The sequence below is a fragment of the Undibacterium pigrum genome (assembly GCF_003201815.1).
GTDB classification, from domain to species: domain Bacteria; phylum Pseudomonadota; class Gammaproteobacteria; order Burkholderiales; family Burkholderiaceae_D; genus Undibacterium; species Undibacterium pigrum.
Genome location: NZ_QJKB01000001.1, coordinates 1,249,527 through 1,273,487 on the forward strand (window position 1 = coordinate 1,249,527; position 23,961 = coordinate 1,273,487).

General features: G+C 50.3%; 18 protein-coding genes and 1 tRNA gene. 10 read left to right on the forward strand and 9 right to left on the reverse strand.

The genetic code is table 11. The features are described from left to right. Nucleotides 1–27 precede the first annotated feature (27 nt). Together DFR42_RS05495 and DFR42_RS05500 are read left to right on the forward strand one after the other, a co-directional pair. Nucleotides 28–1,536 (forward strand): leucyl aminopeptidase, encoded by a 1,509-nt coding sequence (locus DFR42_RS05495; RefSeq protein ID WP_110253891.1) that lies wholly within the window; start codon nucleotides 28–30, stop codon nucleotides 1,534–1,536. A gap of 86 nt (nucleotides 1,537–1,622) precedes the next feature. Continuing rightward, entirely contained in the window at nucleotides 1,623–2,732 is a 1,110-nt protein-coding gene (locus tag DFR42_RS05500) for an SRPBCC domain-containing protein (RefSeq protein WP_110253892.1), read from the forward strand. Here DFR42_RS05500 and DFR42_RS05505 read toward each other — a convergent pair. After that, nucleotides 2,722–3,582 (reverse strand): type 2 periplasmic-binding domain-containing protein, encoded by an 861-nt coding sequence (locus tag DFR42_RS05505; RefSeq protein WP_110253893.1) that lies wholly within the window; start codon nucleotides 3,580–3,582, stop codon nucleotides 2,722–2,724. The genes DFR42_RS05500 and DFR42_RS05505 overlap by 11 nt on opposite strands. A gap of 264 nt (nucleotides 3,583–3,846) precedes the next feature. Between DFR42_RS05505 and xth the strand changes: the two genes are divergently transcribed. Further along, nucleotides 3,847–4,611, forward strand: a complete 765-nt coding sequence (gene xth, locus DFR42_RS05515) for an exodeoxyribonuclease III (RefSeq protein ID WP_110253895.1) — start codon at nucleotides 3,847–3,849, stop codon at nucleotides 4,609–4,611. A gap of 13 nt (nucleotides 4,612–4,624) precedes the next feature. Here the strand turns inward: xth and DFR42_RS29850 are convergent, their stop codons facing one another. Then, a complete protein-coding gene (locus DFR42_RS29850; protein ID WP_110253896.1) occupies nucleotides 4,625–6,505 on the reverse strand; it encodes a methyl-accepting chemotaxis protein in 1,881 nt (626 codons plus the stop codon). Between the two features lie 352 nt (nucleotides 6,506–6,857). Between DFR42_RS29850 and DFR42_RS05525 the strand changes: the two genes are divergently transcribed. Beyond that, nucleotides 6,858–7,370, forward strand: coding sequence for a GNAT family N-acetyltransferase (locus DFR42_RS05525; protein WP_110253897.1), 513 nt, complete (start codon nucleotides 6,858–6,860; stop codon nucleotides 7,368–7,370). A gap of 28 nt (nucleotides 7,371–7,398) precedes the next feature. On the opposite strand, the gene DFR42_RS05530 is transcribed toward DFR42_RS05525, so the two are convergent. Beyond that, the gene (locus DFR42_RS05530) at nucleotides 7,399–7,869 is read right to left on the reverse strand and encodes a cyanophycin metabolism-associated DUF1854 family protein (protein WP_110253898.1); all 471 of its coding nucleotides are present in this window, start codon (nucleotides 7,867–7,869) and stop codon (nucleotides 7,399–7,401) included. 6 nt (nucleotides 7,870–7,875) lie between these two features. Next, complete coding sequence (locus tag DFR42_RS05535; protein ID WP_110253899.1) at nucleotides 7,876–10,131, reverse strand: cyanophycin metabolism-associated ABC transporter; 2,256 nt, start codon at nucleotides 10,129–10,131, stop codon at nucleotides 7,876–7,878. Nucleotides 10,132–10,137: 6 nt separating this feature from the next. On the opposite strand from DFR42_RS05535, the gene DFR42_RS28955 reads away from it, so the two are divergent. The 3 genes from DFR42_RS28955 (at nucleotide 10,138) to cphA (ending at nucleotide 15,448) form a co-directional block, all read left to right on the forward strand. Further along, nucleotides 10,138–10,377, forward strand: a complete 240-nt coding sequence (locus tag DFR42_RS28955) for a hypothetical protein (protein WP_146218787.1) — start codon at nucleotides 10,138–10,140, stop codon at nucleotides 10,375–10,377. 149 nt (nucleotides 10,378–10,526) lie between these two features. Beyond that, complete coding sequence (locus tag DFR42_RS05540) at nucleotides 10,527–12,704, forward strand: cyanophycin synthetase (protein WP_110253900.1); 2,178 nt, start codon at nucleotides 10,527–10,529, stop codon at nucleotides 12,702–12,704. 173 nt (nucleotides 12,705–12,877) lie between these two features. Continuing rightward, entirely contained in the window at nucleotides 12,878–15,448 is a 2,571-nt protein-coding gene (gene cphA / locus DFR42_RS05545; protein WP_110253901.1) for a cyanophycin synthetase, read from the forward strand. Between the two features lie 80 nt (nucleotides 15,449–15,528). Here the strand turns inward: cphA and DFR42_RS05550 are convergent, their stop codons facing one another. The 4 genes from DFR42_RS05550 to DFR42_RS05565 all read right to left on the reverse strand — a co-directional run bounded on the left by DFR42_RS05550 (nucleotide 15,529) and on the right by DFR42_RS05565 (nucleotide 18,210). Then, on the reverse strand, nucleotides 15,529–16,305 hold the full coding sequence (locus DFR42_RS05550) for an SDR family NAD(P)-dependent oxidoreductase (protein WP_110253902.1): 777 nt from the start codon (nucleotides 16,303–16,305) through the stop codon (nucleotides 15,529–15,531). Between the two features lie 64 nt (nucleotides 16,306–16,369). After that, nucleotides 16,370–16,954 (reverse strand): TetR/AcrR family transcriptional regulator, encoded by a 585-nt coding sequence (locus DFR42_RS05555; protein WP_110253903.1) that lies wholly within the window; start codon nucleotides 16,952–16,954, stop codon nucleotides 16,370–16,372. A gap of 247 nt (nucleotides 16,955–17,201) precedes the next feature. Then, nucleotides 17,202–17,546, reverse strand: coding sequence for a ribbon-helix-helix domain-containing protein (locus DFR42_RS05560; RefSeq protein WP_110253904.1), 345 nt, complete (start codon nucleotides 17,544–17,546; stop codon nucleotides 17,202–17,204). Nucleotides 17,547–17,628: 82 nt separating this feature from the next. Next, on the reverse strand, nucleotides 17,629–18,210 hold the full coding sequence (locus DFR42_RS05565; RefSeq protein ID WP_110253905.1) for a DJ-1/PfpI family protein: 582 nt from the start codon (nucleotides 18,208–18,210) through the stop codon (nucleotides 17,629–17,631). Between the two features lie 253 nt (nucleotides 18,211–18,463). Here DFR42_RS05565 and DFR42_RS05570 point away from each other — a divergent pair, with 253 nt between their 5' ends. Continuing rightward, nucleotides 18,464–19,777, forward strand: coding sequence for a GGDEF domain-containing protein (locus tag DFR42_RS05570; protein WP_110253906.1), 1,314 nt, complete (start codon nucleotides 18,464–18,466; stop codon nucleotides 19,775–19,777). Between the two features lie 558 nt (nucleotides 19,778–20,335). Here the strand turns inward: DFR42_RS05570 and uvrB are convergent. Further along, complete coding sequence (gene uvrB / locus DFR42_RS05575) at nucleotides 20,336–22,426, reverse strand: excinuclease ABC subunit UvrB (RefSeq protein ID WP_110254258.1); 2,091 nt, start codon at nucleotides 22,424–22,426, stop codon at nucleotides 20,336–20,338. 98 nt (nucleotides 22,427–22,524) lie between these two features. Between uvrB and DFR42_RS05580 the strand changes: the two genes are divergently transcribed. Together DFR42_RS05580 and DFR42_RS05585 are read left to right on the forward strand one after the other, a co-directional pair. Next, on the forward strand, nucleotides 22,525–23,739 hold the full coding sequence (locus DFR42_RS05580; RefSeq protein WP_110253907.1) for an amino acid aminotransferase: 1,215 nt from the start codon (nucleotides 22,525–22,527) through the stop codon (nucleotides 23,737–23,739). Nucleotides 23,740–23,796: 57 nt separating this feature from the next. Continuing rightward, nucleotides 23,797–23,872 (forward strand) — tRNA-Asn (locus tag DFR42_RS05585). Nucleotides 23,873–23,961 lie beyond the last annotated feature (89 nt).

The window sequence follows — 23,961 nt, forward strand, 5'->3', positions numbered from 1 at the left end:
TACGAGACTTACAAAGAGGAGTAATACGTGGACTTTAGCATAAAAACAATCGACGCAAAAAGTGCCTCGACTGCCCATAAAGCAATTAAGACAGGCTGTATCGTAGTTGGCGTCTATGAAAACAAGAAACTTTCTGCTGCCGCAGCAGGTCTGGACAAGTCTGGCGACATCGCCGCTGCCCTGAAATCTGGCGATATTACTGGCAAAGCGGGTACATCCCTGCTGTTGCGCAAACTGGCTGATGTCGCTGCAGAGCGCGTATTGCTGGTGGGTTTGGGTGAAGAAGCCGCTGCCGTCAGCGAAAAAGCCTACAACCTGGCTGTACAGGCTGCTGCCCGTACACTGGCTGGCCTGGGTGCAAACGATGCCGTTATCGCCCTGCCAGAAGTCAAAGACCGCGATCTGGGTTGGTCCATACGTAGTACAGTCGTGGCTTTCCGTGAAAGCATCTTCCGTGCTGATGGCCTGAAAAGCAAAAAAGACACATCCACTTCTGGCGTCAAGAAAGTGGCAATTGCCGTTGCCGCTACTGACGCAACTGCTGCTAAAAATGCATTGGCACAAAGCGTTGCCCTTGCCAATGGCATGGACCTGACCAAAGAATTGGGTAACCTGCCACCTAATTTCTGCACACCTACCCATCTGGCCAATACTGCCAAGAAAATCGCTACCGACTATAAAATGGTCGCTGAAGTGCTGGACCGCAAACAGATACAAGCCCTCAAAATGGGTAGTTTCCTGTCTGTCACCAATGGCACGGTAGAACCACCGAAATTCATCGTGCTCAAGCACAATGGCGGTAAAGTCAAGGATGCGCCAGTTGTTCTGGTAGGCAAAGGCATTACTTTTGACTCCGGCGGTATCTCGCTGAAAGCCGGCGCTGGCATGGATGAAATGAAATACGACATGGGCGGTGCAGCTTCTGTACTGGGCACCATGCGCGCTATCGGTGAAATGAAACTGAAACTGAACGTCATCGCCGTCATCCCTACTTGCGAAAACATGCCTTCCGGCAGTGCTACCCGTCCTGGCGACATCGTCACGTCCATGTCTGGCCAGACTATCGAAATCCTGAATACGGATGCCGAAGGCCGCCTGATCCTGTGTGATGCACTGACTTATGCAGAACGCTTCAAACCAGCAGCCGTGGTTGACGTGGCTACACTGACCGGTGCTTGCGTGACTTCCCTGGGTCACCATAACTCTGGCCTGTTCACCCGTCATGATGAAGCGCATGACCAACTGGCAGCAGAATTGCTGGCAGCGGGCAAGCAAACTGGCGATACAGCATGGCGCATGCCTATCGAAGAAGCCTATAACGAGCAACTGAAATCCAATTTTGCCGACATGGCAAACATTGGCGGCCCAGCCGGTGGCAGTATCACGGCAGCCTGCTTCCTTGAGCGTTATACCAAGAAATATACCTGGGCCCATCTGGATATCGCTGGTACAGCCTGGAAATCCGGTGCAGCCAAAGGCTCCACTGGCCGTCCAGTACCTTTGCTGACAACTTTCCTGATCAACCGCGCAGGCTAAGCAGCAGTTTCAAGATCAAAGCGTGCACCGCAATGTGGTGCACGCTTTTTTTATTTCAGTTAAGCCATTTGCAAGCGAAGAGGATCATGCAAGTACCAGATAACAATGACAAAGAGTCGCATGAAGTTGCAGGCGCATCGACTACATCGTCGCCAGAAAAAAACTATTACTTTGCTTTTGTCAGATGGTGCGGCAAATTAATTGCTTATATTTTACTGATGGCAGTTGGCGGTTTGTATGGCGTAGGTGCATACAAAATTTTTTCCTCTCTGTTTTCCAGCCCGCAAAATGGCGCCAGCGGATTGATGCTGACCTCTTTCCTGGCCGGCATACCTTTGTGTATTGGTTTGTTGACGGGACATATTGCAAAGAAAAAGGCGTTGGGAGGCTGGATAACAGCAAGTGGATTATCTGCATTATCCATCGCCTTATTTGTTTTTGCGGCTGGTGCATTGCTACGTGAAGGTATGATTTGCATCGTTATGGCGATTCCCCTGTTTATCATCATGGGGGTTTTAGGAGCAATTTGCGGCCTGATATTCTCGGCAACCAATAAAAACGCTGGAAAATGGTGTAGTGCGTTCCTGCTATTACCACTCCTGCTTGGCACGGCAGAACAGCAAATCACTCCGGCAGCCACTACACAAATCATACAGAAAGACATTCTCATTAATGCCAGCCCTGAAACGATCTGGCAATTAATCAACCACCCTCAAGATATACATCCTGAAGAATTGAAATCCGGCTTTGCCTACCGCATAGGCGTGCCTTTTCCCATACAGGCGACAACGCTGGAAGGAAAAGTGGGTGGAAAGCGTGAACTCGTTTGGCAACGAGGTATAACATTTGAAGAAGAAATCACGGCATGGGAACTCAACCGCCATATTGCATGGACATATAAGTTTAATGCAGATTCTTTCCCATCAGGTTCGCTGGATGATCACATCGTCATAGGCGGGAAGTATTTTAATCTTGAAGACACTTCTTACACCTTGACGCCAGAAGCGCATGGCACACGCCTGCAAATCAAGGTCAAAACACGTGTATCGACCAATTTCAACTGGTATGCCGAAGGCTGGGCAAATTTCCTGGTAGGTGACACTGCCCGTACCATACTTGGGTTTTACAAAAATCGCGCTGAAAACATCAATACTTCGACATCAGGCAAAAGCAAAATACTTGAACCTAAGGCTTGAACCAAAGCTCAGTACGGTGCAGTGGCATGTTTGCAGGATTCAAAAAAGGATTTTGCAGCTCCAGCACCGTTCTTTGTTTCAGGCCTGCTTTTTGTATGGCACTCTGATGATATTTGAGGAAAATTTTCTCAAATTGCCCATTACGCACCATGTTTTCCAGGCCATTGGTCAAGTCTTCGGCAAACTGACGCTTGACGGGGGAAACAAAAAAATAATAAGCAGCAGGATAATGCAGGGCGATATCCGGACTGATCAACAGGTTTTTGCTGGCGTGCAGCTCCTGCTCACGCCAGATTTCCATGACAGACCTGGGAAAATAATCAAAGCGCCCTGCTTCCAGCATACTGAACAAGGCTTCGTAAGAATTAGCCGTACTTACCTTGAGCCCGTTATGCTCAAGAATTTTGACATCTGGCCAATCTTGCTCTTGTCCTGCTGAATAGTTGTCCATATCCCGCAATGTACGGATGGTTTTGAACATTTGCCGGTTTTCAGTGAGGACAAAAGGGATGCGCCATCCCAGCAAACCTTTGTCGATAGGAATTTTAATAGCGATCAGCGACTTCTCTCTTTCGTCGGTAGACATACTCCACAAAAGATCAACCTCGCCCGTGCCGTTTTTCATTTCATGCACTGCCCGCCCCTGTTGCATGGTCGCTTTACTGGGCAAAAGCTGGTATTTGTTGGGAGATTGAGACAGTGCTTCCGCGAGCAGCTCGTGCACATAATCAAAATGGCTGTCTGTTCTGGCTGCAGGCTTGGGATAACGAATTACAGTGGTCGCAGCAAGCGCAACTTGCGTGCCAAAGATCAGCATGGCGATGAAACAGGAGATAAAACACTTGAGCATGGCAAATCAAAAAAAGAAGCTGCGTTGATCCATTTTAGTATCTTTCCAAAACGAAAAAACATTAAGCGGGTTGCTAAAAGTCAACAATTGAAAAGTCATGCTCTGTTGCAAATAGGAGCGACACTTCCATTTCGCAGCGTATCCGGGCACAAGCATTCTCAATTCACTACATCGTATAATAGACGTCACCATCAAAGCCTTTGCAGGCATGTTCATTGATGCACATTTTCCTGCAAGCACCCACATTCATACAAAATTACCTACATGAAACTAGTCACCTGGAACGTTAATTCCCTTAAAGTCAGATTGCCACAAGTCTTGCAATGGCTGGAAACCAATCCTGTAGACGTGCTATGCATACAGGAAACCAAACTTACTGATGATAAATTTCCTCAGGCAGAGATAGAAGCCGCAGGTTATCAGGTTGCGTTTACCGGCCAGAAAACCTATAACGGCGTGGCAATTTTGTCGAAGCATAACATGACGGACATTCAAAAGAATAATCCACAGTTCGAGGATGAACAGCAACGCATTATCGCCGCCACTATAGAAGGCATACGCGTTATCTGCGCTTATGTACCAAATGGCCAGGCACCGGACTCAGACAAGTTCCAATACAAGTTGAAATGGTTTGCCGCGCTGGAAAACTGGGTCAGGGAAGAAATGACACGCCACACCAAGCTGGCGATATTGGGCGACTACAACATCGCTCCGGAAGACAGGGATGTCCATGATCCCGCAGCATGGGTGGGTATGAACCTGGTATCACCGGAAGAAAGAGCTGCCCTGAAAAGCCTCATAGACCTGGGCTTGAGTGATAGCTTCCGTCAGTTTGAGCAGGCAGAAAAATCCTTTAGCTGGTGGGATTACCGTGCTCTTGGCTTCCGCCTGAACAAAGGTGTACGAATCGACCACATCTTGCTATCAGCAGAACTGGCGAAACAATGCACTTCTTGTGTAATTGACCGCGTACCACGCAAGTGGGAGCAACCATCGGATCATGCGCCGGTGATTGCAACCCTTGCTTGATTAGTCAAAAAGTTTAATCGTCATATCCCAGGCTGGGTGCAGAAGCCTTATTCTTCGCCCAGCTGGACTTGGCCGGTGCTATGCGCGGGCCAGAGCCTGACTCTTCCATACGGAAGGCTGACATGGCTGTTTTCAACAAATTGGCTTGCTCTTCAAGTGAGCCCGCGGCGGCTGCGGCTTCTTCTACCAAAGCTGCATTTTGTTGTGTCGCTTCATCCATGTGCGCCAAAGCCACATTGACTTGCTGAATACCATCGCTTTGCTCTACCGATGCAGTAGTGATTTCATTGATGATCGCTGCCACCTGATCTACTGCCGAGACAATACGGGTCATGGCAGCACCAGCTTTATCAACCAGTTCAGAACCTTCACTGACCTTGTTGACGGAGTCTTCAATCAGGTTTTTGATCTCTTGCGCAGCAGCAGCACTACGCTGCGCCAGGGTACGCACTTCGCTGGCAACCACGGCAAAGCCACGGCCTTGCTCACCTGCCCTGGCAGCTTCTACTGCCGCATTCAAGGCCAGGATATTGGTCTGAAAAGCAATGCCTTCGATGACGCTGATGATGTCGACAATCTTGCGTGAGCTGTCACTGATACCTTGCATGGTAGTGACCACCTTGCCAACCACTTCACCACCCTGGGTTGCCACATCAGATGCATTGACGGCCATCTTGTTGGCTTCGCGGGCATTATCGGCATTGTTGCGCACGGCTTCGGTCAATTCTTCCATACTTGCCGCAGTTTCTTCCAGTGAAGATGCCTGTTGCTCGGTACGACCAGACAAATCCATATTGCCGGTGGCGATTTCGGTCGCTCCCACAGTAATGGAATCTGTCGCCTTGCGCACATCCACTACCATGACACGCAATTGTTCGAGGAAACGGTTAAATGCAGAAGCGGTCTGCGCAACTTCATCATCCCCTTCGACATCGATTTTACGACTCAGGTCACCTCCACCAGCTGCGATATCTGACATGGCGTCACGCACGCGCTGCAAACCAGCCAGCATGCGGCCGACCAGCAAAGTCGTCAAAGGCATGATCACACCCAGCAAGATAAGCAGGACAACCGCCGAAATAATCAAGAGCTGATCCAGCGCTTCCAGGGCTTTTTTCTTGTCGATGACAAGAGCCAGATAAATGTCAGAGCCGGTAATTTGCTGCAAGAGCATGAAATGTGGCTTGCCACCAATTTCTGTCAGTATCGGGTCTTTTTGTTTGGACAGGCTAGCCAGATTGTCCAGCGCCAGATCAGGAGTGATTTCCTTGGCCATTTTCATGACCTTGGTCTGGTCAGCATGGGCCAGGACCTGACCGCTTTTGTCCAGCAAGAAGGCATAACCGCCCCCTGCCAGTTTGATGGTCAGGATTTGATCAACAATCTTGGTCAGGAAAACGTCTGCACCCACCACCCCGCCCTCACCACCTTTAACAGGTGCGGCAAAGGTAATCATCAATCCTGGAGGAGCTACACCCATGTAGGGAGAAGTCACGATGGGTTTCTTGGCATCCATCGCCGCTTTATACCAGGGACGCACTGTAGGATCGAACCCGGCAGGAGGAGGATCAGCGGGGATGTTGGTAAACTGTTTGTCTGGCTGGCCCTGATAAACACTCAGGAAGTTGCCACCAGCACGCATCATGGTCAGGCTTGTCTGCAAATCTGCCCCATTACCCAAGCCTTGCGCCAGACTCTCCATCAAAGACAGATTGGTCTGTATCCAGTTACTCAAAACGGCGTTATAGCCTGCGGCGACGCCACGAATTTCATTGTTGAGGTCAGTTTCTATCTGGGATTTCATCCTTAGGTAGCTACCTATAGTCAACACTATGGTACAAACAGCAACCAATAATCCGATAACAATGATGAGTCTGGCTTTGAGAGATTTCATAGCTTCCCCTGAGTACGAATATGGATAGGTAATAAGTTTTACACCAGCCTCTCAAGGCTAAAGCCATGCCGATATCCGCGAGAACACCTCACATCAAACGCTATCGCCATGCCCAAAAGCTAAGAAAAGCTTAATGCCATATAACAATATTACGCCGCAGACTATGGAATGTGAAAAAAAGTTTATCCAATTCATCGCTTTGTATAACAAGTTAACAAGTCTGTAGGTTGGCAACATCAGTTTAGTCTGAAAAACAGACCTTGTTGTGCTGATAAGTATGCACAGCATCAATAAATAGCTATAGCCTTTTGAAAGAGGGCAATTTAGACTGGATATTTCTCTGGAGACAAGAATGACCATCATCATCACGACAGAAAGACTGCAACTGCGCACCCTCACCACAGACGATGCGGCTTTTTACCTGGCGCTGGTGAATGATCCATCATTCATAGAAAACATCCGTGACAAGGGTATACGTACACTGGATGAGGCACGTACCGACATCATCAATGGTCCCATGACCAGCCAGGAAAAAATCGGTTTCAGCCTGTACATGGTGGAACGCAAGGAAGATGCGCAGCCCATAGGCCTGTGCGGCCTGATCAAGCGTGAAACCCTGAAGAATGTGGATATAGGCTATGCCTTGCTACCGCAATTTACAGGACAGGGCTACGCAAAAGAAGCAGCCTCAGCGACGCTGGAATATGCCAATAAACATTTGCGCATCACCAAACTGGCAGGAATTACCTCACCTGAAAATAGCGCGTCGAATAAATTACTGCAAAGTCTGGGATTTCAGCTCGAAGCTGTCGTAGTGCTGGAGGGTGAAAGCAGAGATACCAATTTATATGGGTATAAGTTTTAAACTGGTATCCATGCCATCACAAGAAAAATTATAAAAAGCGATCAAGTATCTTACGGCTGTGTTTGTTTATCTCATACATATCACGTATCAAAAATTGTATACCGTGATTATCGGTAATCAATAAAGAGGTCTTGCCTATGCGGCGTATGTCTTCGTCACCCTTGAGGACAAAATCAGTCTCGCCGCGATCAGTGCTTACTGTCCACGTGCATGGCAAGGCAAAGCTGGTGACTCTGAGAATGCTGCTGATCTCAGGCATGAACTCGCGCCCTTCCAGCTCCTCCATGACCAGTTCACGCGCATCTGCGGCCAGATCATCGAGTTGATCTATCCATGCGACTTCACGACCATCTGTCATGACGAGCGAGATACCCACCAATGGTGACTGGATAGGAAATGCCCGCACCGGGCTAACGCCTTCAAATATTTCACCGGCCTCGTTGTTGAGTATCAGTTTGCCGAAAGAATTGCGGGTCAGGGTAAATTTTGTTGTTGTCATCTTCTTTTACTCCTCGACCAGTTCTGCGTTACGGGCTTGCGCCTGGTACAGGTTATAGTAAGCACCTTCTTTGGCCATCAATTCATCATGGCTGCCTACTTCCACTACCTGGCCTCTGTCCAGTACCACCAGACGGTCGGCTTTGTGCAATGTAGACAACCTATGCGCAATCGCTATTGTGGTACGGCCTTGCACCAGATTATCGAGCGCTTTCTGGATTTCTTTTTCAGTTTGTGAATCAACGGAAGAAGTCGCTTCATCCATGATCAAAATACGTGGATCAATCAACAAGGCACGGGCAATCGAGATACGCTGGCGCTCACCGCCAGACAAGCCCTGGCCGCGTTCGCCGACCATGGAGTCATAGCCCTGCGGCAGGCGCAAGATGAATTCATGGGCATGGGCAGCGCGCGCCGCCGCAATGATTTCATCACGAGTCGCGCCTGGCTTGCCGTAGGCTATATTTTCAGCAATGGTGCCAAAGAACAGGAAAGGCTCCTGCAAGACCAGGCCGATATTTTGGCGGTAATCCGACACAGCAAATGAGCGTATATCAACACCATCCAGCAAGATCGCACCCTCCGAGACATCATAGAAGCGGCATATCAGGTTCACCAGCGTACTCTTACCTGAGCCGCTATGACCAACCAGACCTATCATTTCACCTGGTTTGATGTTCAGGTTGATACCACGGTTGACGGCACGGTTACCGTAGCGAAAGCCCACTTCACGCAACTCTATCTGGCCTTTGACTTCTTTTACTTTCACAGGGTTTTGCGGATCAGGCACGCTTGATACATGGTCAAGAATATCGAAAATACGCTTGGCAGCCGAAGCAGATTTCTGCGTCACGGACACGATACGACTCATGGAATCAATACGGCCATAAAAGTTACTGATGAAAGCCACTGCAGCCACCAGCGAACCAACGGTAATATCACCCTTGGAAATCTGCCAGATACCAAAGCCCCAGACCACCAGAATACCGAGATCCGTCAGGAATGATACCGTCGGTGAAAACAGCGACCAGACCTTGTTGAGCTTGTCGTTGACCGCCAGATTATGCTTGTTGGCTTCGCGGAAGCGTCCTGCTTCGCGCTTTTCCTGGGCAAAAGCCTTGACCACACGTATGCCAGGGATGGTATCGGCCAGGACATTGGTGACCTCACCCCATACCCTGTCTATCTTTTCAAAACCAGTACGCAACTTGTCACGCACCAAATGGATCATCCAGGCAATGAATGGCAGTGGCAGCAAAGTCACCAGGGCCAGCTTGGTATTGATCTGTAACAGGAAACCGGCGGTCATAATGAACATCAATACGTCAGTTGCAAAGTCCAGCAGATGCAGGGATAAGTAAACGCAAATGCGGTCACTTTCACTGCCTATACGCGACATCAGGTCACCGGTGCGTTTGCCACCAAAATATTCGAGAGACAATTTCAGCAAATGCTCATAGGTAGCAGTACGCAAATCGGCGCCTATGCGCTCTGACACCAGCGCCAGGATATACGTCTTGCCCCAGCTCAGCAGCCATGCAACAACCGCAGAACCGAGCAGGCCGCCAATGTAAAACACCACCAGCTTGGGGTCGACATAGGTACCGTTTTGATAAGGAATCAGCACCTCATCCGTCAGCGGTTTGGTCAGATAACGCGGGATCATATGCGCAGCAGTGCCCAGCAACATCAGCGAGAAGCCGATGAACAATTGCAAGCGGTAAGGATGAGCAAAACGCCACAGGCGCAACAAAGTCCAAGTCGATGGCGGCGTGTAAGTGACCTTGGTGCACACCGGGCATTCTTCCTGGTCCGGCTCCAGTACGGCTTTACAGCTAGGACAGATATTTTGTTCAGCACGAACTACCGGCATGCCCGTCACATGGCTGAGTAACTGTTCCTTGAAGTGGTCCAGCAGGCGTATGGCATGCAAATTCTGGCCCAGGGTAAAGCGCCAGCTAGCCTGCAAGCCCTGCTCATCCACCAGCTCCAGATGGCCAACACCTGCATGGTCATGATGACTTAATTGCAAACCCTGGCGGAAACGCCATTCTTTCCAGTCAGATTCGCCTGGTGACTTGGTCAGCAGGCGCTGCTCTGTCACAACCAGCAAGCCCTTGCGGAAGCGAAGTTTGTTGTCGAGGTCAACCTCCAGGGCAGCTAAAACGTTCTCGCCCTTGGCGATCTGACTATTGAGGTCAGACTGCCAGGATACTGGAAGTGATGTAACAGGCTGTTCGGGGCTGAATTGTGTTGTGGTCATCGTAAAATGAACTCCGGCTCAAGAGCTGGTCCCGAATCAAATCAGGACATAAATTTTAGTAAAAGAGATCACTTGGTTTCCGTTTCCGGCATAAGCCATGTCACGGAAGCAGCAATTTACGGTATTCTATCGGAAGAAAAATATTCAGATAACTCTGATCAAGAGGATGAACTGCTTTTGCGCTGGCGCGCAAGTATATCAGCAGGCGTGCCTTTCACAGCCGCTTTCAATATGATATGCCAGTAACATTGTGGCGATGACAAGATTTTCAAGGCACCAGAAAATCTTGTCCAGCCCAGCCAGCTCGAAATGTTGCGCATTCAGGTAAAACGAAGAAACGCTCTAAAATGACAAGACCTGGTCTGCATAAACCCGGCTTATAAAAGTTTACATACATGACAACAAACAAGAAAGACATCCGCATTCTCAGCGCAACGCACTTGCGTGGCCCGAATATCTGGACTTACCGCCCTGTCATTGAAGCAGTGCTGGATATTGGTGCGCTGGAAGAGTTTCCATCCAATAAAATTCCTGGCCTGTATGAAAGACTGACAACCTGGTTGCCGGGCATCATAGAGCATCGCTGTGGTGTCGGAGAGCGTGGCGGATTTCTGGAACGCCTGCGCGAAGGCACCTGGTCTGGTCATATCCTTGAACATGTTGTACTTGAATTGCAAAACCTGGCGGGCATGCGCACCGGTTTTGGCCAGACACGCTCTACCAATGTGACCGGCGTGTATAAAATGGCTTTCCGTACCCGTGAAGAACAGGTAGGACGTGCTGCCCTGCAAATTGGACGCGACTTGCTGATGGCCGCAATTGAAGACCAGCCGTTTGACCTGCAAGCCAGAGTGACGGAATTGCGTGAACTGGTGGATGACCGCTGCCTGGGCCCAAGTACGGCCAGCATTGTTGATGCCGCCACTGACCGCCGCATCCCGTCCATACGCCTGACAGATGGCAATCTGGTGCAACTGGGCCATGGAGCAGCGCAGCGCCGTATCTGGACAGCAGAAACTGACCGCACCAGTGCCATTGCTGAAAGCATTGCCAGCGACAAAGACCTGACCAAGACCTTGCTGCAATCTTGCGGCGTGCCTGTACCAGAAGGCTCATTGGTGCGCAGTGCTGAAGAAGCCTGGGAAGAAGCACAGGATATCGGCCTACCCGTCGTCATCAAACCTTATGATGGCAACCATGGCCGTGGTGTTTCACTGAACCTGATGAGCAAAGAAGATGTCATTGCCGCCTATGAACTGGCGTCCCGCAAGGGCGATAGTAAAAGCGTCATCGTTGAGCGTTTCATCACTGGTGACGAACACCGTGTGCTGGTCGTCGGCAACCAGGTCGTTGCAGTTGGCAAAGGTGAATCACTGTGGGTGACTGGCAATGGCAAATCGAATATTACTGAACTGGTCGATGACCAGATCAATACTGACCCACGACGTGGTACGACAGAAGACTGCCCTCTGAATGCGCTGGACCCGGCAGCAGGTGCAGAAATCATCCTCGAATTGAAGCGTCAGGGCATGGATGCCAATTCCATCCCGCTGGCAGGTCAAAAAGTATTGATACAACCGAACGGCAATGTTGCTGTTGATGTGACCGACAAAATCCACCCTGATATTGCCTATGCTGCGACGCTCGCTGCACGTATCGTTGGCCTGGATATCGCCGGTGTTGATCTGGTGGCAGAAGACATTTCCCGTCCTATGGCAGAACAAGCTGCGGCGATTATTGAAGTCAATGCCAGTCCGGGCTTGCTGGCCCATATCAAGCCAGCCAATGGCGAAGGCCGCCCGGTTGGCAAGGCCATCATCAATCATTTGTTTGCGCCTGAGGAAAGTGGCCGCATCAGTATCGTTGGCGTCGCTGGCACCAAAGGTTGCAGCCTGATTGCACGCCTGATCGGTGCCCTGATTAATATCAGCGGCAAAGAAACCGGCGTCGCTTGCGCCCAGGGCCTGTTCCTGAACAAACGCCTGGTCACCGATGGCGATTGCGCCAACTGGGAAGCAGGCCAAAGACTGCTGATTAACCGTTCTGTAGAAGCTGCCGTATTTGAAACCAATGCCAGGGCCATGCTCAGCGATGGTCTGGCCTATGACAAATGCGCGGTGGGTGTTGTCACCGATCTGGATGGTCATGCCGACCTGGGCGCTTATTACATAGACAGTCCGGACCAGATGCGCAAAGTCTTGCGTACCCAGGTTGATGTAATTTTGCCTGACGGCGTCGCGGTATTGAATGCTGCAGACCCTGCCGTGGCAGACCTGGCAGAACTCTGCGATGGCAAAGTGATTTTTTATGGCAAGGACCCGTTGCTCGAAGCCATAGTCAATCACCGCGCCTTGGGTGAACGTGTGGTGTTTTTGCGTGACGATAATATCGTGCTGGCAGATGGCGAGACTGAAACCGCCCTGCTGCCCCTGAGCGCCTTGAAACCTGCAAAAGTCGCCCAGGCAGAAAGTGTACTGGCAGCAGTTGCAGCAGCATGGGCCCTGAACATTACGCCAGAACTGATCGGCGCTGGCCTCAGGACTTTTGACTCAAGCAAGAAAGCTCCCTACTGATTGCTTTAAGCATAGTGCGGATGTCAAATCTGGCCTCCGCACAAATACAAGATATATTGTTTACTCTTAGAATTTGCTATTTATCTGATGGTGTGATTTCTGGTGCTTGCATGCTCAGGCTGTAAAAATCAGTACACCCTCGTTTGACGCCCTTTTCAACAGGATTAAGTTTTATGGAAGTATCACGCATCCGTGCCCTGCGCGGTCCCAATCTCTGGAGCCACCATACGGCCGTAGAAGCGATTGTTGCCTGCACAAATGAAGAGATGTCAATTGCTGGCCTGAACGGCTTTGAAGACCGTTTGCGCGCCCTGTTCCCGCAACTCAGTATTTTGCAACCGACGGGCCATGATGATGCCATCCCCATGGCTCACGTATTTGAATTGCTGACTCTGGGCCTGCAGGCAGAAGCCGGTTGCCCGGTCACCTTCAGCCGCACTACGCAAACCCTGGAAGCAGGTATTTTCCAGGTCGTGGTTGAATACTCGGAAGAAGCTGTAGGTCGTCTGGCAGTAGAACTGGCTGAAAAAATCATCAATGCTGCACTGAAAGACCAGGCTTTTGACCTGGCTGCTGCACTTGAACAATTGCGTGATCTGGATGAAGACGTGCGCCTGGGGCCATCTACCGGTTCCATCGTGAATGCCGCTGTCGCACGCAATATCCCTTACCGCCGCCTGACCGATGGCAGCCTTGTTGCCTTTGGCTGGGGTAGCCGCCAGCGCAAAATACAGGCAGCAGAAATGGATGGCACCAGCGCCATTGCTGAAGCCATTGCACAAGATAAAGAACTGACCAAGAAGCTCTTGCATGCTGCTGGTGTGCCTGTGCCTTTGGGCCGCTCAGTCTCCGACCCGGATGATGCCTGGGCAGCCGCTCTTGAAATCGGCCTGCCTGTTGTGGTCAAACCCAAGGATGGCAATCAGGGCAAAGGCGTGACAGTCAATGTCACAACACGTGAGCAACTGGATGCAGGCTTCCATGCCGCCAGCGAATTCCGCGACGACATTCTGGTTGAGCGCTTCTTGCCAGGCAATGATTTCCGCCTGCTGGTAGTCGGTAACAAGCTGGTTGCCGCTGCCCGCCGTGACCCGCCGCAAGTGGTGGGCGATGGCAAGCAAAGCGTGCGTGAACTGGTTGAGCAAGTCAATAAAGACCCGCGTCGCGGCAGTGGCCACTCCACTTCCCTGACCAAGATACGGTTTGACGATATCGCTCTGGCCAGCCTGGCAAAACAAGGCTTTGTGGCTGACTCCATCCCGCCAAAAGGCCAGCGCGTGGTATTGCGCAATAATGCCAATCTCTCTACTGGTGGCGCAGCAACCGATGTGACAGATGATGTGCATCCTGAAGTTGCTGCCCGCGCAGTGGCAGCAGCGCAAATGGTGGGCCTGGACATCTGTGGTGTTGATCTGGTCTGCGACAGTGTCTTGAAACCGATAGAACAGCAAAATGGCGGCATCGTTGAAGTCAATGCTGCGCCAGGTTTGCGTATGCATCTCTCCCCTTCCTTTGGCAAAGGTCGCCAGGTTGGTGAAGCGATTATCGCTTCAATGTTTGATGATAATGACGATGGCCGCATCCCTATCATCGCAGTCACCGGCACGAATGGCAAAACCACGACAGTACGTCTGATTGCCCATCTGCTGACAGCCAGCGGCTTGCGTACAGGCATGACCAATACGGATGGCGTCTATGTTGCAGGCCGCCAGATTGATAGCGGTGATTGCAGCGGCCCGCGCAGCGCCCGCAATGTCTTGTCCCACCCAGATGTCGATGCAGCCGTATTTGAAACTGCACGCGGTGGTGTCTTGCGTGAGGGCTTGGCCTATGACCGTTGCCAGGTGGCTGTCGTCACAAATATCGGTTCCGGTGATCACCTTGGCCTGAACTACATCACCACGGTAGAAGACCTGGCTGTATTGAAACGCGTCATCGTACAAAACGTTGCTGATAACGGCTATGCCGTGCTGAATGCGGCTGACCCTATCGTCGCAGCCATGGCCAGCAATTGCCCATCTGCCGTGATCTTCTTTGCTGCGGACCATCAGCACCCTGTCATGGCCACCCACAGGGCCCAGGGCAAGCGTGTAGTGTATATAGAAAACGGCCATCTGATTGCCGCAGAAGGCAAGACACGTCATAGCGTGCCGCTGGCGGATATCCCTATCACCCGCAATGGCAGCATAGGCTTCCAGGTCGAGAACGTCATGGCATCCGTAGCCGCAGCCTGGGCAATCAATATTGACTGGGACAGCATACGCGCAGGCTTATTGTCCTTTGCCAATGAGGCCGACAATGCGCCTGGCCGCTTCAATGTCTTCAACTTCCGTGGTGCAACCCTGATTGCTGACTATGGCCACAACCCGGATGCGATACTGGCATTGGTGCGCGCAGTAGAAACCATGCCTGCCAAACGCCGCTCTGTCGTCATCAGCGGTGCAGGTGACCGCCGTGACCAGGACATACGCCAGCAGACTGAAATCCTCGGTGAGTCCTTTGATGACGTGGTGCTGTATCAGGATCAATGCCAGCGTGGCCGTGCCGATGGTGAAGTTGTCGCCCTCTTGCGTGAAGGCCTGAAGCAGGCAAGCAAAACTTCGCGCATCGATGAAATCAATGGTGAATTCATTGCGATTGATCTGGCCATGGACAGGCTCGAAGCAGGCGACCTGTGCCTGATCCTGATTGATCAGGTTGAAGAAGCACTGGCGCATATCGCAAAACGAGTAGCAGCAGGTTAAATTCGCTTAGTTAGTTTGGTTTTGCAAAAAAAATGCCGGGTCAGTTCAAACTGATCCGGCATTTTTTATTCCTGATTTCTTCAGGTATTGCGGCCTGCCATCACACCGCCGTCCACATCCCAGATTGCCCCGGTTACCCAGGAAGCCTTATCTGACAGCAGGAAGGCAATCGCTTCTGCCACATCCTTTGGTGTGCCGATGCGACCTATGGGATGGAAGCCGTTGAAACCCTGCAAAGCAGCAGGAATATCTGCCTTGGGTATGAAGCTTTCATAGACAGGTGTTTCCACCACTGCTGGCGATACGGCATTCACGCGGATATGATGCGATGCAAATTCCATCGCCAGATGCTGGGTCAAAGAATGTATGCCGGCTTTTGCCATGGAATAAGCAGACGATGGGGTTGCCGCAATCGCCTGTCTGGCCCACATTGATCCAATATTCACGATAGACCCGGGCTTACCACTGGCAATCATATTGGTCGCGATTTTTTGTGTGATGAAGAATATTGCCTTGTTCAAAGCCTGATACTGGTCATAGTCATCTTCGCTATGTTCAAGAAATGCCTTGGGGGCAAATATGCCTGCGGCATTCACTAAAAGATTGATGTCCTTATGCGCTTCATCAATTTTTTTTAGCAACTGCTGTACTTCTTCTGCTCTGGATAAATTCGCGGTAAATGCAGCGACTTCGCCCAGGGCTGACAATTGCCCTTGAGCCGCCTCAGCTTTATCCTTGCGATTACCGACAATCACTACCTTCCCGCCCTGGGATAAAACTATCCGTGCCGTTTCCAGCCCCATACCGCTGGTGCCGCCGATTACCAGTAATTTCTTACCTTCAAAATTCATGTTCATCATACGCCTCTTTTGTTTATCTACCTACTAATTGGTAGGCATTGGTTTAAAAAAAATGCCAACCTCAGGCCGACACAGTGGAAAGAAAAGTTTGCGCGATATCAGCTGGCCCTTGCACGGTGCGCATGCCACGCCCCAGCACCATCGCCCCCTCCAGCGCACTCAAATAAGCTTGCGCCAGAGACTCAGCAGCACAGTTGCTTTTGATCAGACCCGCAGTTTGCGCGTCACCTATCATACGGCTCAGCCAATCGAGATTGAGTTTGAAAAAAAGAGCCACTTCATCCGCGGCAGATTCTGGCAAGGAATCAGATTCTGCTCCGAGCATGCCGCAAACACAGAGACGCTTGTCGCGATTAAAGGTTTGTTCAAACACGGCCGCATAGGCAGCCAGCCTGTCCATGGGGCTGGCATGCTGTCCTTCTATACTCAGCAATTCACCTCGAAACTGATGGGTATAGCGTTGCACCAGCACACACACCAGATCCTCTTTTTTGGCGAAATGGTGATGGATACTGGGTTTTTTGATACCCACTATCTTTGCCACATCATCATAGGAAAACCCGTTGTAACCCTGTTGCTGTATCAAACCCTGAGCAGCATCAATGATGCGCTCTGCCATAGGTGAGATTTCCGAGAAATGCTTCATGCCTTGCCTGTTGAAAGTGAGCCGCTTCTTTACTTAATTAATTTACCTACTAGTTGGTAGGCATATTAAAACTGAACCTTTCATGTGTCAAGCGGCTTTTTGAATCCCCCTCGATTTTGATGGAGAGAAAATTCTGCACGCAAGCTCTACATCGAGGAAAGGAAGCGACAAGATGGGAGATAAAAATACGCAAACAATGCTTGATCAGGTCTGCATAAATGCAGCCATGCAGACCTGGCATACATTCTCAAATCAAGAAACCTTTGGTTTCAGCTTTGGCATTATGCAGGCCCGCCAATGGCAGATGCTTGTCAGTAGTAATCTCACCATCCAGCATCAGCGAGGTATAGCGCAAACAGCAAACCCGCAAGAACGATGAGAAATTGTCGATATGACCGCGATAGGCAATCAACTCATCATAAAGCTTGGTGATGAGTTGATTGGTATTCATGCCGTCACGTACAGCTATTTCTTCCAGCACATTCCAGAATATCTTTTCCAGCCGGATGGAAGTCACCACACCATGCAGGCGCAATGACCGCGCCCGGGATTCATACAAGCCTGGATCGGCTTTCACAAAAATCTCGCACATATTTCCTCCCGCATATCGTCAAGAAGTCATTTCCTGACGATTATACGGCACTTGCCTGATTTGCAAGCCAAGTCACAATTAGCTATAACTTTATTTCCGTACCCAGCAATTGCAGGAACTGCCCTATCCATGCAGGATGTGCAGGCCATGCGGGTGCGGTGACAAAATTCTTGTCAGTGACGGCATCAGTCACTGCGATATTGGCATACTGGCCGCCTGCGGCTTCCACTTCTGGCTGGCAAGCCGGATAAGCTGAGCACTTGATGCCTTCCAGCACTTTGGCTGCAGCCAAAATCTGCGCACCATGGCAAACGGCCGCTATCGGTTTCTTTGTCTGCGCGAAATGCTGCACGATAGCAATCACTTGTGGGTTCAGGCGCAGGTATTCAGGTGCCCTGCCACCGGGTATGAGCAAGGCATCGTAGTCCTGTGCCTTAATGATGGCAAAGTCATGAGTAATGCTGAAACGGTGACCAGGTTTTTCTGTATATGTCTGCTGGCCTTCAAAGTCATGAATGGCAGTAGCGACATAATCACCTGGCTTTTTGTCAGGACAAACTGCATGCACTGCATGCCCAACGGCCAGCAGGCTTTGAAAAGGCACCATGGCCTCATAGTCTTCTACAAAATCACCGACCAGCATAAGAATTTTTTTGGCTGCCATGATGTCTCCTGAGTCTGGGTTGAATCTGGGTTGAAAGGAGACTCATTGTTAAGCAAATTTAACAATGGCAGGTAATGACAGGTTACTACATCTGCATAAGCTCAACGGGCATGGCAATTCGCCACATTTTTTTGAATTATGACCAATATTTTGCTTCCTATTAACCAAGCGGTAACAGGAAGTCGTATAAAATCAAAACATGCACAGCAATTTGATAACATAGTGCAAAAACCGCCGGGTTTCTGGAGACAAAATGGCAGATGCAGGACAGTTGTACAAAAATCGGGTCTTATTGCTTACCCAAACCTTCTTCATCATCGATAACAAAAAAGAGTTATTGATAGGTGCGCATAAGTATGACTTTGACATTCTGTTTTTTGATCAGATGAGTGGTTTTGTGAAGGCAGTACAGTCTTCCGAAGGCAATGATTTATTCGTCATCGATCTTGATGTTTTGTATAACATGCAAGATGACATGCAGCACACGCGTCGTCAAACCATGTTTCTCAGTGACTTGCTGCAACGTCTGCCAGACGACCAGAGCTACATCTACCTGCAAACCGTACGTCAGGGTGAACGCTTTTTATTGCAGCAAAAGTTGGTGGACAGCAATTGCATGGCTTATGCTGAAAAACCCATCACCAATGAAGTGCTGGTCGACAAGCTGTTTAATATCTTTGCCCGCCAAAAACGCGGCGAAACGAATACCATCGTCCATTGTGGCGAGCTTTCTTCCCTGGACACAGCCTTGCTGGCAGAAAACCACATAGAGCTGCTGCACAATCCAGATGCCCGTTCCCTGCACGTACGCGTCAAGGAAGCGCAGCCAGATATCGTCCTCATTGATGAAGCACAGTACCTGCAAACCGAAGCCCTGGTGCGCGTACTCAAAAAGAATATAGAGTTTGATCCCAGCCGCGAAATCATCCTGCTGCAAAGCCGCCCTGACCCAGACATGGCCAGACGCGCACTGGATAGCGGTTTCGATGAGATACTCACGCCCAGCGATGCCGATGTGCTGACACGTCAATTGCTGAACCGCATCAATAAAATCCGCACCAGCAAAGACCTTATCAGCCGCGACCGTGCCACTGGTTTGCTCAATAAAGTGGGTCTGCAAAAGAAAGCCCAGGAATGGATACGCCGCGCCAACACTGAAGACAAGCCCCTGGCTTACGGCATCATTGATATCGACAAATTCAAAAACATCAACGATACCTGGGGCCATTATTTTGGTGACATCGTTATCAAGCGCTTGTCCCTGATCCTGTCAGCGCAACTCGGTGAGCGTGACTTGTTAAGCCGCTTCGGCGGTGAAGAATTCGTCGTCGTGTTCTGGGATTGCACGCCTGAACAAGGCAAGCAAAAACTCGATGCCATGCGCGAAGCCTTTGGCAAGATCGTATTTGAAGTCAAGCCAGGTGAAAATAAAAACTTCAGCTTCAGCGGTGGCATAGCCGACTTCCCCACCTGGAACACCGAAAACGCGATGTTCCTGCAGGCAGATGCGATGTTGTACCAGGCAAAGCAAGGTGGGCGGAATCAGGTTTGTGTTGGTGGAAAATAATACAACTTGTAGGTTGGGCTACGCTTCATCAGCCCAACACTGAGCCTCAAATAGACGCTTACCTTATTTAACCGCAGAGTGTTGGGCTGATAAGACGTAGCCCAACCTACGGACTGATTCCCCAACTTGTATCATTGGCAAATAAGCTACCCAGACTTCTTAAATTTGTTGAGTGTTGATATGCTCCAACGGAAGGCTGCAGGCTCGTTGAGCCCACATACCATCCTCCCAGGAAAAGATAGGTGATGAAAGTAATTTTCCTGTACCTGGCCATTCCCTACCGCGCGGAAGGCTTCTTTTAAAAACCAGTGCGCTTACAGGTTCATATAGCAAAACATATTGCCTCGCGAGACGCAATCGCCTCCTGCGCAGTTGGTGCATTGATACAGGCTTCTCCCATCCCCACTGAGGAAATGGTTTACTCCTCCCATTGCGGTGCTCAAGCACCAGTGCCCTAAGCAGCTGCCGTTTCAACTCAGACCGACTCATCCGCAAGACAGGTTTTCTCCAAGGGCGAACAGGACGGAATTCACGCTGTTTCAGCATAAGCAAACAGCATCAAAGCACAGAATCATGCCCACCCGCCCCAAACAATTGTTCCTTGACATGCGCTAACTGATCCCTGACCTGGGCGGCTTTTTCAAACTCCAGATTCTTGGCATGATCCAGCATGAGTTTTTCCAGACGCTTGATTTCGCGGCTGATCTGCTTCTCGCTCATGACTTCATAACGTGCCTGCTCTTGCGCTACTGCCAGTTCTTCCTTCGCTTCTTGCGGATTGTAGACTCCATCAATGATGTCCTTGATCTGCTTGCGTATGCCTACCGGGGTAATATTATTGGCCAGATTGAAAGCTAGTTGTTTATTACGGCGACGCTCGGTTTCTCCCATGGCGCGGCGCATGGAGTCTGTCACTTTGTCCGCATACAAGATGGCCTTGCCGTGCAGGTTACGCGCAGCACGGCCTATGGTCTGGATCAGGCTGCGCTCAGAACGCAGGAAACCTTCTTTATCTGCATCGAGAATAGCAACCAGTGACACTTCAGGGATATCAAGACCTTCGCGCAGCAAGTTAATGCCGACCAGCACATCAAAAGTTCCCAGGCGCAGGTCACGTATAATTTCCACGCGCTCTACCGTATCGATATCGCTATGCAGGTAGCGCACCTTAATACCGTTTTCGTTGAGGAATTCTGTCAACTGTTCTGACATGCGCTTGGTCAGTGTCGTGACCAGTACCCGCTCGTGCTTTTTCACGCGCTCGATAATCTGGTTCATCAAATCATCAACCTGCGTCAGCGCCGGACGCACTTCAATTTCTGGATCGACCAGTCCGGTAGGCCTGACCAGTTGCTCTACTGTCTGGTCAGAATGCTGATCTTCATAATCACCTGGCGTGGCTGATACAAATACAGTCTGGCGCAGCTTGCTTTCGAATTCAGCAAACTTCAGCGGGCGGTTATCCAGTGCAGATGGCAGGCGAAAGCCATAGTCTACAAGGTTAGTTTTGCGTGCCCTGTCGCCGTTATACATGCCATTCAACTGCCCTGTCAGCACATGCGATTCATCGAGGAACATCAGGGCATCTGGCGGCAGGTAATCAACCAGGGTTGGGGGAGGTTCACCGGCTTGAGCACCACTCAGGTGGCGCGAGTAGTTTTCAATCCCTTTGGTAAAACCTATCTCGGCCATCATTTCCAGATCGAAACGGGTGCGCTGTTCTATGCGCTGCTCTTCTATGAGTTTGTTTTCACGACGGAAAAAATCCAGGCGCTCGCGCAACTCTTCCTTGATGGTCTCAATGGCACGCAAAACTGTTTCACGCGGTGTCACATAGTGCGAGCTAGGATAAACCGTGAAGCGCGGTATCTTTTGTTTGATGCGTCCGGTCAGTGGATCAAACAATTGCAGGTTTTCGATTTCGTCATCGAACATTTCCACACGCACAGCCATCTCTGCATGTTCTGCCGGAAATATATCAATGGTGTCGCCACGCACGCGGAAAGTACCGCGTCCAAAATCAACTTCATTGCGTTTGTACTGCATCTGTATCAGGCGGGCAATGACATCGCGCTGGCTGACCTTGTCTTTCGCGCGCAAGGTCAGGATCATCTTGTGGTATTCATTCGGGTTACCGATACCATAGATGGCGGAGACTGTTGCCACGATGATGACATCCCGTCTTTCCATCAGCGATTTGGTACAGGACAGACGCATCTGCTCTATATGTTCATTAATGGCAGAATCTTTCTCAATGAACAAGTCGCGCTGCGGTACATACGCTTCTGGTTGATAGTAATCGTAATAACTGACAAAATACTCTACCGCATTGCGTGGAAAGAATTCCCTGAACTCACTGTACAACTGTGCTGCCAGGGTTTTATTAGGTGCAAAGATGATGGCCGGCCTACCTGTCCTGGCGATCACGTTTGCCATCGTGTAAGTCTTACCCGACCCCGTCACTCCCAGCAGTGTCTGAAAAAACAAACCGTCACTGATACCCTCGACCAATTGTGCAATTGCCGCCGGCTGATCACCCGCTGGCTGGAACATTTGATACAACTGATAAGGTGAATCAGGGAAACTGATAAATTTTGATTCGTCCAGCTGTTCTGACAAAGCTGTTGAATTAACTGGTGCTACGGCCATGATGCGATTACCTTTGCTAAAATAGGTGGCTGTACTATGCAATCTGCCTCATTCCAACCTTTACTGTCGGCAACGACAAATATTTCCATATTATCACGATGACTGCTTCCACATCTTCACCCCTGTTTTCTGCCATAGAAATGGCCCCCCGCGACCCTATCCTGGGTATCACTGAAGCCTTTAATGCTGACCAGAATCCTGCCAAGGTTAATCTGGGCGTAGGCGTTTATTATGATGACAATGGCAAGGTGCCATTGCTGGAATGCGTCAAAAAAGCAGAAGCTATTTTGATGGAAAAATTCTCCCCACGCACTTACCTGCCTATCGAAGGTCTGGCTGCCTATGATAAAGCAGTGCAGGAACTGGTGTTTGGTGCTGACAGCGATGTCGTCAAGGAAAAACGTGCGATTACTGCCCAGGCTATCGGCGGTACTGGCGCGCTGAAGCTGGGCGCAGACTTCCTGCAACGCTTCAGTCCAAATTCTGAAGTATGGATCAGTGACCCAAGCTGGGAAAACCATCGCGCCCTGTTTGAATCGGCTGGCTTTAAAGTCAACTCTTATCCTTACTATGATGCAGCGACACGCGGCGTTAATTTCGCTGGCATGCTGGATGCATTGAAATCCATGCCTGAAGGCTCTATCGTATTGCTGCACGCTTGCTGCCACAATCCGACTGGTGCTGACCTGACTGATGAACAATGGACAGACGTGATTGCCGTAGTTGCACAACGCAACCTCATCCCTTTCCTCGACATGGCCTACCAGGGCTTTGGCGATGGTATCGAGGCAGACGGCAAGGTGGTACGTCGCTTTGCTGAAGCTGGCGGTGCCCTGTTTGTCTCCAATTCCTTCTCCAAATCCTTCTCCCTGTATGGCGAACGTGTCGGCGCACTGAGCATTGCCGCATCCAGCGCGGAAGAAGCAGCGCGCATCATGTCGCAGCTGAAACGCGTGATCCGCACAAACTACTCCAACCCACCTACCCACGGTGGCCAGGTAGTAGCGACTGTGCTGGCAACTCCAGAACTGCGCCAGTTGTGGGAAGAAGAACTGGCAGGCATGCGCGTACGCATACGCGAAATGCGCACTGCCTTCGTCACCAAGCTCAAGGACAAGGCTCCAGGCCACAACTTTGATTTCGTGACTCAGCAACGCGGCATGTTCTCGTATTCTGGCCTGACCAAAGAGCAGGTTGGTCAGTTGCGAGACAAGAATTCCATTTATGCCGTTGATACTGGCCGTATCTGTGTTGCTGCTTTAAACAACAAGAATATCGATAACGTCATCGATGCGATAGCCAGGGTTCTGTAAGCGGATTCAAAGCGTATTGACAAATCAGGGTTGAGCGAATATAATTTTTGTCTCTGTTCCCTGATAGCTCAGTCGGTAGAGCGACGGACTGTTAATCCGCAGGTCCCTGGTTCGAGTCCAGGTCGGGGAGCCACAGAATTCGAAGTAAGCAGTGAACTTGTCAAAAAATCACTGCGAACGAGTAGATAAGTATAAGTAGTAGATTAAAAAGTTTAACGAAGA

Bases quoted from the DNA above. Each gene is read 5' to 3' on its own strand.
- DFR42_RS05500 (WP_110253892.1), top strand. From the start codon at position 1,623: ATGCAAGTACCAGATAACAATGACAAAGAGTCGCATGAAGTTGCAGGC.
- DFR42_RS05505 (WP_110253893.1), bottom strand. From the start codon at position 3,582: ATGCTCAAGTGTTTTATCTCCTGTTTCATCGCCATGCTGATCTTTGGC.
- xth (WP_110253895.1), top strand. From the start codon at position 3,847: ATGAAACTAGTCACCTGGAACGTTAATTCCCTTAAAGTCAGATTGCCA.
- DFR42_RS29850 (WP_110253896.1), bottom strand. From the start codon at position 6,505: ATGAAATCTCTCAAAGCCAGACTCATCATTGTTATCGGATTATTGGTT.
- DFR42_RS05525 (WP_110253897.1), top strand. From the start codon at position 6,858: ATGACCATCATCATCACGACAGAAAGACTGCAACTGCGCACCCTCACC.
- DFR42_RS05530 (WP_110253898.1), bottom strand. From the start codon at position 7,869: ATGACAACAACAAAATTTACCCTGACCCGCAATTCTTTCGGCAAACTG.
- DFR42_RS05535 (WP_110253899.1), bottom strand. From the start codon at position 10,131: ATGACCACAACACAATTCAGCCCCGAACAGCCTGTTACATCACTTCCA.
- DFR42_RS28955 (WP_146218787.1), top strand. From the start codon at position 10,138: ATGAACTCCGGCTCAAGAGCTGGTCCCGAATCAAATCAGGACATAAAT.
- DFR42_RS05540 (WP_110253900.1), top strand. From the start codon at position 10,527: ATGACAACAAACAAGAAAGACATCCGCATTCTCAGCGCAACGCACTTG.
- cphA (WP_110253901.1), top strand. From the start codon at position 12,878: ATGGAAGTATCACGCATCCGTGCCCTGCGCGGTCCCAATCTCTGGAGC.
- DFR42_RS05550 (WP_110253902.1), bottom strand. From the start codon at position 16,305: ATGAACATGAATTTTGAAGGTAAGAAATTACTGGTAATCGGCGGCACC.
- DFR42_RS05555 (WP_110253903.1), bottom strand. From the start codon at position 16,954: ATGAAGCATTTCTCGGAAATCTCACCTATGGCAGAGCGCATCATTGAT.
- DFR42_RS05560 (WP_110253904.1), bottom strand. From the start codon at position 17,546: ATGTGCGAGATTTTTGTGAAAGCCGATCCAGGCTTGTATGAATCCCGG.
- DFR42_RS05565 (WP_110253905.1), bottom strand. From the start codon at position 18,210: ATGGCAGCCAAAAAAATTCTTATGCTGGTCGGTGATTTTGTAGAAGAC.
- DFR42_RS05570 (WP_110253906.1), top strand. From the start codon at position 18,464: ATGGCAGATGCAGGACAGTTGTACAAAAATCGGGTCTTATTGCTTACC.
- uvrB (WP_110254258.1), bottom strand. From the start codon at position 22,426: ATGGCCGTAGCACCAGTTAATTCAACAGCTTTGTCAGAACAGCTGGAC.
- DFR42_RS05580 (WP_110253907.1), top strand. From the start codon at position 22,525: ATGACTGCTTCCACATCTTCACCCCTGTTTTCTGCCATAGAAATGGCC.